The organism is Yoonia vestfoldensis DSM 16212 (genome assembly GCF_000382265.1).
Classification (GTDB): Bacteria; Pseudomonadota; Alphaproteobacteria; order Rhodobacterales; family Rhodobacteraceae; genus Yoonia; species Yoonia vestfoldensis.
In genome coordinates this window covers 275,047-284,781 of sequence record NZ_KB907974.1, presented here as the reverse complement: position 1 = coordinate 284,781, position 9,735 = coordinate 275,047, and the positions used below count along the sequence as shown (strand labels likewise).

Annotated in this window: 7 protein-coding genes; 4 read left to right on the top strand and 3 right to left on the bottom strand. The window is 63.2% G+C overall.

The window, feature by feature from the left end; genetic code table 11:
- A partial coding sequence (locus tag H147_RS0103250; RefSeq protein ID WP_019953907.1) for an ATP-binding protein occupies positions 1 to 216 on the top strand: 216 nt, incomplete at its 5' end.
- Positions 217 to 276: 60 nt separating this feature from the next.
- Positions 277 to 900 carry a threonine ammonia-lyase gene (locus tag H147_RS19270; RefSeq protein ID WP_245541094.1) on the top strand — a complete coding sequence of 208 codons (624 nt, stop codon included), beginning with the start codon at positions 277 to 279 and terminating at the stop codon, positions 898 to 900.
- Here H147_RS19270 and H147_RS0103240 read toward each other — a convergent pair.
- Complete coding sequence (locus tag H147_RS0103240) at positions 895 to 1,449, bottom strand: LOG family protein (protein ID WP_081625813.1); 555 nt, start codon at positions 1,447 to 1,449, stop codon at positions 895 to 897. The two genes, H147_RS19270 and H147_RS0103240, sit on opposite strands and share 6 nt — an antisense overlap.
- Positions 1,450 to 1,560: 111 nt before the next feature.
- Between H147_RS0103240 and H147_RS0103235 the strand changes: the two genes are divergently transcribed.
- Both H147_RS0103235 and H147_RS0103230 read left to right on the top strand, forming a co-directional pair.
- Entirely contained in the window at positions 1,561 to 2,676 is a 1,116-nt protein-coding gene (locus H147_RS0103235) for a LysM peptidoglycan-binding domain-containing protein (RefSeq protein ID WP_019953904.1), read from the top strand.
- Positions 2,677 to 2,739: 63 nt separating this feature from the next.
- Complete coding sequence (locus tag H147_RS0103230; RefSeq protein ID WP_019953903.1) at positions 2,740 to 4,560, top strand: ABCB family ABC transporter ATP-binding protein/permease; 1,821 nt, start codon at positions 2,740 to 2,742, stop codon at positions 4,558 to 4,560.
- Between the two features lie 71 nt (positions 4,561 to 4,631).
- Here H147_RS0103230 and H147_RS0103225 read toward each other — a convergent pair whose 3' ends face one another.
- A complete protein-coding gene (locus H147_RS0103225) occupies positions 4,632 to 8,312 on the bottom strand; it encodes an efflux RND transporter permease subunit (RefSeq protein WP_019953902.1) in 3,681 nt (1,226 codons plus the stop codon).
- On the bottom strand, positions 8,309 to 9,538 hold the full coding sequence (locus H147_RS0103220) for an efflux RND transporter periplasmic adaptor subunit (RefSeq protein WP_019953901.1): 1,230 nt from the start codon (positions 9,536 to 9,538) through the stop codon (positions 8,309 to 8,311). The genes H147_RS0103225 and H147_RS0103220 overlap by 4 nt, the downstream gene beginning before the upstream one ends.
- Positions 9,539 to 9,735 lie beyond the last annotated feature (197 nt).

The following is a 9,735-nucleotide window of genomic DNA, read 5'->3' as shown; positions in this document are numbered from 1 at the left end:
CTGTATGAACGCACCAGCGTCATCATCACCACCAACCTGAGCTTCAGCGAATGGGCCAGCGTCTTTGGCGATGCCAAAATGACCACGGCACTGCTCGACCGTCTCACCCATCGCTGCCACATCCTCGAAACCGGCAATGACAGCTACCGCTTCAAGGCCAGCTCCGAAACAGCCAAGAAAAAGCGAAAGGAGACACCACCATTGACGCCATCATAATACGCAGATCATAACGACTGGGTGGGTCAGATCTCGATGAAAATGCCGGGTCAGTTCTCAGTGACAATCAACACGCAGGTGTCCTTGCACGACGATATGGCGGCGGCATTTGCGGCGATGAACGCTGCGGCAGCACAGGGCCGTGCGCTGATGCATCCGTTCGAGGCCGCGCATATGGTGCTGGGGTCCGCCACGTGCGGGCTGGAATATATGACACAGGCCCCTGATGTGGATACGTTTGTGGTCCCTGTTGGCGGTGGCGGGCTGATTTCCGGCATGGCCTGTGCGATCAAGCAGTTGCGCCCCGATGCGCAGGTGATCGGCGTCGAACCGTTTGGCGCCGACAGCATGGCCCGGTCGCTGGAACAGGGGGCGCCTGTGACGCTCGACAAGGTGGCGACGATTGCCGACAGTCTTGGGTCGCCTTTGGCACTGCCCTATACATTCGGTGTGACACAGGCTCATGTCGACCGGATCGTGCGGATCGACGATGCCGAGATGCTGCGTGCGATGGAGATTTACCAATCCACCCTTCGGATCATGGCGGAACCCGCCTGCGCCGCGTCACTGGCCGCGATCATGGGGCCGCTGCGCAATGATCTGGCGGGGCGGCGCGTGGGGATCATCGCCTGCGGATCGAATATCTCGCTTGCCCGCTATGCCACGCTGATCGCGGCGCTATAGCGCGTCTTGCAGGGCTTTTTCCAGCGTCGCCACATCTGGCGCACTGGTCACGAAGGCGAGGATATCATCGCCCGCGAACCCCTGGGCCACGACATGCTGCATCAACGCCAGCAGCGGGTCCCAAAACCCTTCGATGTTGAGCAGGATGATCGGTTTGCGGTGCAGGCCAAGCTGGCGCCATGTCAGGACCTCGAAGAATTCGTCAAGGCTGCCCGCACCGCCCGGCAAAACGACGACGGCATCGGCGTTCATGAACATGACCTTCTTGCGCTCGTGCATCGTCTCGGTCACGACGAAACTGTCGAGATCACGCTTGCCGACCTCCAGCGCCATCAGATGCGTCGGGATCACGCCAAACGTGCGCCCGCCTGCCTGTTGCACGGATTTGGCCACACGGCCCATCAGCCCGACATCGCCTGCACCATAGACCAGCCGCCAGTCGTGACGCGCGAGCATCTGCCCTGTCTCGGTGGCGGCTTGCGCATAGGCGGGGCTGCTCCCGTCGCGAGAGCCGCAATAAACACACACTGATCTTTGAAAATCGGACATCGCTACCCCTTTGATGCAGCTTGGCTTTGACCGCTCATAGCGGGGTTGCTAGAGTGTCTCAACTCTTTGGGCGGTTTTTCGCCATTGGGATACCGAAACGGGATGTGACGCGTGGACGATCGGAAAACTTCGCAGGTGGGCGCATGGTTACTTGGCGCTTTGGTGGCAGTCGTTCTGGGGGGGCTGTTGCTCTATTTCGCGCCGTCGCCGCGCGACGCGGCGCCCCAGGTCGCTGCGGTGCCGATCGCGCCAGACGTGACCGCGCCCGCCATCACAGCAGAGCCCGAACCCGAGGTCGCACCACGTCGCGTGCCGACCTTCGACACCTTCAGGCTTGACCCGGACGGGTCGATGGTCGTGGCGGGGCGTGCGGCACCGGGGCAAATCGTCGACCTGGTGCTCGCGGGTGAAGCCATCGCGCGGACGACCGCGGATGCCGGCGGCAGTTTCGTCATATTGTCGATGGCCGGTCCTGCCGATCAGCCGCGTCGTCTGTCGCTCCTGGCCGATCCTGACGGGGCGGCGGTGCCGTCCGACACAAGTTACATGGTCGCCCCGACAGCACCCATCATGACCGCAGATCTTACGGCACCCACGCAGATGGATGCGCAGGCCGATGCCGATCTGCCGGAGGTTGACCTCGCCGAGATCGCGCCGGTCGTGGCAGAGCCGGCCAGTCCACCGCTTGTCCTCGAGGCTGATGCGGATGGCGTGCGTATCGCCCAAGGGGCGGCCGCGCTGCCGACCCCCAATGTCGCACTTGACGCCATCACCTATGATCCGACGGGCGAGGTGCAGCTGGCTGGCCGCGCCACAGGCGATGGCGAGGTGCAGGTCTATCTGGACAACCGCCCCGTCACGACATCGCCGGTAACGCCGGGTGGCGACTGGCGGATCGACCTGCCGGATGTGGACACCGGCGTCTATACGCTGCGGATCGACGAGGTCGACAGCGCGGGCGAGGTCGTGTCGCGGATGGAAACGCCGTTCAAGCGCGAAGAAGCCGCCAGCGTCGCCGCCGTGATGGCAGAAGAAACCGGGCAGGACGGGTTCGAGGTCGCGGTGCGCACTGTGCAGCCCGGATCGACGCTTTGGGCCATCGCCGAGGAAACGCTGGGCGACGGCATTCTTTATGTGCAGGTGTTCGAGGCGAACAGTGATCTGATCCGCGACCCCAACCTGATTTATCCGGGCCAGATTTTCCGTATCCCTGCGATGTCGCAATAGCGCTCTGGCTCTGGTCAATCGACGGGCATCGGCCTAGTAACGGGTCATATCCCGGAGAAAGCCATGCGCCCGACCACCCATTCAGATGCAAATCCTGGCAACGACCGCGTACAGGGCTGGTCCGTCATCAAGCGGGTCATGCCCTATCTCTGGCCACAGGGGCAGGGCTGGGTCAAGCGGCGGGTCGTGGCGGCGATGGCGGTGCTGCTGCTGGCCAAGGTGATCGCGGTCGGCACGCCGATCCTTTACAAACAGGCGGTCGACGCGCTGGCCCCCGACGGGACATCGGCGGCGACCGTGCTGGGGCTGGGGGCGGTCGGGCTGACGCTGGCTTATGGGCTTGCGCGGCTGATGAACGTGGGGTTCCAGCAATTGCGCGACGTGATCTTCACCCGCGTCGGCCAGCGCGCACTGCGGCAACTGGCGCTGGAAACCTTCACCCATATCCACCGCCTGTCTTTGCGCTATCACATCACCCGCAAGACCGGCGGGCTGTCCCGCGTGATCGAACGCGGCGTCAAGGGCGTGGATTTCCTGCTGCGGTTCCTGTTGTTCTCGATGGGGCCTTTGGTGCTGGAGCTCGCGATGATTTCCATCGTGTTGTTTTTCCTTTTCGACGTCTGGTATCTGGCCGTCGTCGTCGGGACCATCGCACTTTATGTCTGGTTCACCTTTACCGTCACCGAATGGCGCGTGAAAATCCGCAAGGAAATGAACGATCAGGACACGGATGCGAACCAGAAAGCGATTGATTCTCTTCTGAATTTCGAGACCGTCAAATATTTCGGCGCTGAAAAATGGGAGGCCGACCGTTACGACCTCGCCATGGCGCAATATGAAGGGGCGGCGATCCGCACCAATTATTCGCTGGCCTTCCTGAACTTCGGCCAGTCGGTGCTGATCACCGGCGGGCTGGTGATCGTCATGGTCATGGCGGCCATCGGGGTGGAGCGTGGCGATCTGACCGTGGGCGATTTCGTCATGGTCAACGCCTATATGATCCAGATCACGATGCCGCTGAATTTTCTGGGCACCGTGTATCGCGAAATCCGGCAGGCGCTGATCGACATGGGCGATATGTTCGACCTGCTGGGCCAACCGGCCGAGGTGAATGACGCGCCCCATGCCAAACCGCTGGTCGTGACCGGCGGGCGTGTGACCCTGCGGGATGTGACCTTCGGCTATGACGCCGCGCGGGGGATATTGAAGGGGATCAACCTCGACGTCGCCCCCGGCCAGACGGTCGCCATCGTCGGCTCTTCGGGATCGGGCAAATCGACCATCGGGCGGCTGTTGTTCCGGTTCTATGACGTGACGGGCGGTGCCTTGCTGATCGACGGGCAGGATGTGCGCGACGTGACGCAGGACAGCCTGCACGCGCAGATCGGCGTGGTGCCGCAGGACACGGTGCTGTTCAATGACACGGTGCATTACAACATCGCCTATGGCCGCCCCGACGCGGGTGAGGACGACATCATCGCCGCCGCGAAAGCCGCCAAAATCCACGATTTCATCACCAGCCTGCCGGACGGCTATCAGACGACCGTGGGCGAGCGTGGGCTGAAACTCTCGGGCGGCGAAAAGCAGCGTGTGGGCATCGCGCGGACCTTGCTGAAGAACCCGCCGATCCTTTTGCTGGACGAGGCGACGAGTGCCCTTGATACAGAGACCGAGATGGAAATCCAGGCCGAGCTGAAGGCGATGGGCCAAGGCCGCACCGTCATCACCATCGCGCATAGGCTGTCCACGATCGCCGATGCCGACCTGATCGTGGTGCTGGAAAACGGCGTGATCGTCGAACAAGGCCGCCACGACGGGCTGCTAGCACAGGACGGACGGTACGCGCATCTGTGGAACCGGCAGGTGGAGGAAGAGGTGGTTTGAGAGGGGGTGCGCAGAATGCGCACGCTACGATAACCCCGTAGGGTGCGCATTTTGCGCACCCATGTCCTGCGTCACTCCGCCGCCTGCAACGGTGGCCTCACAGCGACAGGTGCCACGTCATCCTCGACCCAGATGAACTCCGGTGCCTTGATCCGGGCAGCCTGCCGTGACAGCGCCCAGTCGCGGGCGGCGCGGCTGCTGCGGCCCATCGACAGTTTCGCCATCAGCTGGGCTGCCCATTGCACATAGGTCACGAACCAGACGCGTGCCGCCAGCATCGAGGGCGTGAAGACAAGTGTCAGTAGCGTCGCGATGCCAAGACCAAAGACAACGGCAGTCGCGAGTTGTTTCCACCAAAGCGCTGTCGGGCTGTCGATCGAATAGCCGCCGTTCATGAAATCGAGGCTGAGACCGAACATCATCGGGGCAAGCCCTGCCATCGTCGTGATCGTGGTCAGCAGGACGGGGCGGATGCGGTCCTCTGCGGTGCGGGTGATCGCCTCGGTCTTGGGCATATAGCGGCTGTAGTCCTGATAGGTGTCGATCAGGATGATGTTGTTGTTCACCACGATCCCAGCCAATGCCACGATCCCCGTGCCGGTCATGATGATCGAAAACGCCTGATCCATGACCAGCATCCCGACCAATGACCCGGCGGTGGACATGACCACCGCCAGCAGCACCAGCACCGAATTGTAGATGCTGTTGAACTGCGCCAGCAGGATGATGAACATCAGCCCCAGCGCGCCTGCAAAGGCGGTCATGAGGAAGGCACCGGATTCGGCCTGTTCTTCCTGATCGCCGGTCCATTCCCACGCCACGCCTGCGGGCAGCGGGTTGTCGGCCAACCACTCGGTCAGAAGTGTGATGCGTTCATTGGGGTTGAGCGGGGTTTCCGTGATCGCCCCATCGGCCACCAACTGCTCAAAAGCGGCGGCGCTCGTGCCATCCAAAAGCGTCAGGTCGCCAAAGCGCGCCATGCCGGTCTGGTCGCGGTCGACGCGGGCGACGCCGACAGCCGTTCCATCCGCCAGCAGACTGGTCAGCCCGTCGGTTACCCCCGCCTTGACGTCGAAATAGCGTTGCTGGTCGATCCGGTCGATCTGCGCCAGCTTTGCAACCGGCGTGCGCGTGACGAAGTTTGACAGCGGCACCAGCCCTTCGTTGGTCCGAACGCCCAAAGTATCGAGCGTGGACAGGACGCGGTCCTCTTCGGGCAGGCGGACGCGGATCTCGATCTCTTCGTCGGAACTGTCGACGCGCATCGTGTCAAGCAGGATGCCCCTCGTCACAAGTTGCACCATCGCGCCGACACTGGCGACATCCGCGCCGAAACGGCCGGCGGTCGCGACATCGACGTCGATCTGCCAGTCGATGCCGGGCAGGGGCAGCGAATCCTCGATGGTGATCAGGCCGGGGGTCTGTTCGAACCGGGCGCGGGTGATCTGGGCGGCGGTGACCAGATCGTCCCAATTGTCGCCCTTCAGCCGCAGGTGTACGGGCTTGCCGGATGCCGGGCCGCGTGCCTGCGCGAGGATCTCTGTCTCGATGCCGGGGATCGTGTTCAGCTGTTCCTGCAATTGCGCCAGCACCAGATCACCGTCGAGTTCGGCGATCCCGGCGCGGTCTTCCCACGGGATCGTTTCAAGCTGGACCTGTCCGATCGTGTCGCGCGGCGTGCTGGCCCCGCTGGCGTCCGTGTTCAGCCCGCCGTCCCCGGCAAAGGAAAAGGCGGTGATCACGCCGGGGTGCGCCAGCACGATCTCTTCGGCTTGCCGGACCAGCGCGTCCTTTTCGGCCAATGACAGGTTGCCGCGTGCGCGCACATAGACGATGGCCTGTTCGGGTTCGGATTCCACAAAGAATTCGACCCCGTTATTGTTGGCCCCGTAATAGCCGAAGATGGAAATCACGGTAAAGATCACGGCCCCGATCGTCACCAGCGGCATGACCGGATTACCGACGATGAAATGCATGAACCTGCCAAAGATCGACCGCTGATAGCCTGCCTTGATCCGCTTGGCGGGTCGTTCGATGCGGGCCGCACCGATCGTGATCGACAAAAGGACCGCCCCACCCAGAAACAGGACGATCCCGGGCAAGGATGCGACAAAGCCACTGGTCTGCACTGCATCGCCAGACAGATAGGCAGGGTTCAGCACCAGCATCGCCCCGGTAAAGACCACCATGATCGCGGGCACGACCAGTGCGGCACAGACGACCCACGGCAACCGTGCGCGCAGCGCGTCCGAGGATTTGCCGAAAGCGCGGCTCATCCGGCCGGTCACGCCGCCCATGACGGGTAGATAGACCAAGGCCACGACCAGGGACGCGCACAGCACGAAGATCAGCGTCACAGGCAGCATGCCCATGAACTGCCCCGGCACCCCCGGCCAGAACAGCATCGGCAGGAACGCGCACAGAGTCGTTGCGGTGGAGGAAATGATCGGCCAGAACATCCGCTTGGCGGCTTCGGTATAGGCCGTCATCGGGCCGGTGCCTTCCTGAATGCGCTTGTCGGCATATTCGACGACGACGATGGCCCCGTCGACCAGCATCCCCACGGCAAGGATCAGGCCGAACATCACGATATTGGAAATCGTGATGTTCATGACCGCCAGCAGCGCGAAGCATAGGAGGAACGACGTCGGGATCGCGAAACCCACCAGCAGCGCGGACCGTGTGCCAAGCGCCGCCAGCACGACGATCATCACCAGCGCGATGGCGGTCAGGACCGACCCTTCCAGCTGGCTGACCATCGAGGCCACGTTGCGCGACTGGTCGTTCGACGTGCCGACATTGATCGCGGCCCGCAATTCGGGTGACCATGTGGCGCGTTCGGCCTCGACCGCATCGCGGACAAGGGCGGCGGTGTCGATCAGGTTGAACCCTTTGCGTTTGACCACCTGCAAGGCCACGGTATTGACCCCGTTGAACCGCGCGGTGCCGACGCGATCCTCGAACGTCAGGCGGATCGAGGCCAGATCACCCAAGGTCACGATCCGGTCGCCGTTGGTCTTGACCGGCAGGTTGTAGACATCCTGCGGGCTGTCAAAGGACGACGGGATTTTGACCGCGAATGTGCCTTGCGGCGTGTCCACTTCACCCGCGGCGATCAGCAGGTTGTTGTTGGTCACAACCCCGATCAACTCGCCCGCGGTCACGTTGTAGGTTTCCAGCCGCAGCGGGTCGATCAGCACTTCGAGCATTTCGTCGCGCTGGCCTGCAAGGCCTGCCTCGAGCACGGCGTCGATGCCTTCGATGCGGTCTTGCAGGCTTTTTGCGACGCGCAGCAGCGTGCGTTCGGGGACATCGCCTGTCAGGTTGACGATGATGATGGGGAATTCGGAAAAGTTGATCTCGGTGATGGAATACTGGTCGGCACCGGCGGGAAAGCTGGCCTCGGCGTTGTTCATGGCCGAGCGGATATCGGCGATGATCTTGGTCTTGTCCCAGCCGAATTCGAATTCGAGCGCCATGCCCGCGAACCCTTCGGCGGCGGTGGCGGTCATGGTTTTCAGGCCATCGAGATCAGAGAGTTCGGTTTCCATCGGGCGCACCAGCAGCGTTTCGCTGTCGGCGGCGGAAATGCCGGGGAAGGGGACAGAGACGAAAATCGCGGGGATTTCGATGTCAGGCTCGCCTTCCTTGGGCAGGCTGACATAGGCAGCCCCGCCCGCGATCAGCGACAGCGCGATGAAGGCCAGCACCATGCGGGCGCGCGAGGCGGCCCAATCGACGAGTCCGGTCATTCTGCCACCTCTTGATACGTTGGCACGATCGGCACGCCATCGACCACGAATTCCTGCCCCACGGTGATGATGTCCACCATATCAGGCAGCCCGGACACCCAGACACCTTCGGCTGTGTCACGCAGCAGGGTGACCGGCATGAATTGCGCGGTCATGTCAGGGGCCACGGTGCGCACGCCCAGCATGCCTTCGTCGTTGAGCGTCAGGGCGGATTGCGCGACCAGATGGGCGGACTGGCCGTCGGCTGCCACGATGATTTCGGCTGTCTGCCCGTCACTGATGATCAGATCCGGGTTGGGCACGGTCACTTCGACGCGGAAGGTGCGGGTGACGGGGTCGGCGCTGCGTGACAGGAACGTGACCTCGCCCACGACCTCTTGCCGCCCGGACAGCCGCCCGCCAGCCATGGCGCCGACCGTGACACGGCCCACATCCGCCTCGGGGACGAAACCGACCAGACGGATCGGGTCAAGCTGAATGATCGTCGCGCAAGGCGCGCCGGGCTGCATCAGTGACCCGATTTCGGCTGTATCGGTTTCCAGCAACCCTTCGAACGGGGCGGTGATGACCAGACGCGAAATCTCGCGCTCGGCGCTGGCGACGGCGGCTTGCGCCGATTCGATGCCCGCAAGCGCGGATGACACCGCCGTGCGTGCCCGCTGCACACCAGCGCTGGCCGATTCCATCGCGGCCTGCGCGCTGACGACGCGGGTTTCTGATGCGAACCCGTCCTGCGACAGCGCCCGTGCGGCGTTGAGGTTGATTTCCGCCTCGCGCACCCGCGCTTCGGCTTCGATGACGCCCGCCTCGGCCTCTGGCACGCGGCCCTGTGCCTCTGACAGGCGGGCGCGCGCCTCGGCAAGGGTGGCCTGTCGCGTGCCGGGGTCGAGCGTGCAAAGCGTATCGCCCGCGTTCACGAAACTGCCCTTGGGCAAGGGTTCAGAGACGACAAGGCCCGATGTTTCGGCCGCGACTGTCACCTCGCGCGCGGCGGCTGTCTGTCCGCGCAGCAACACCGCGCTGTCGATCGCCTGCGCCGCGGACCGCATTGCCACGACGCCCACACCCAGCGGGACCGGTGGCGGCGCATCAACCACCACAGCCGATGCTCCAACCGGCGCGTCAGACGTCGCGCCCGCGAAGGCCAGCAGCCGATCACGTTCGAAAACAACCGCGTAGAGAGAGGCGGACACGACCAAGGCCGCAAGCAGGGGAATCAATCGCATTTTTCGGCCTATCAGGGGGCAATCACGGATATCGCATCACGGTCTTATCAAGATACGCGCCATCGTCACCGCTGGATCACGTTATTAAACTAAACCACTCAGTTCAGATTATGCCGAAGCTGACCCCTGGGCAAGTGGGAAATTGGCGGTGATCTGCGGCAATCTGCGCTCTGCTCTTGTCCACGAGGCGGGCTTCA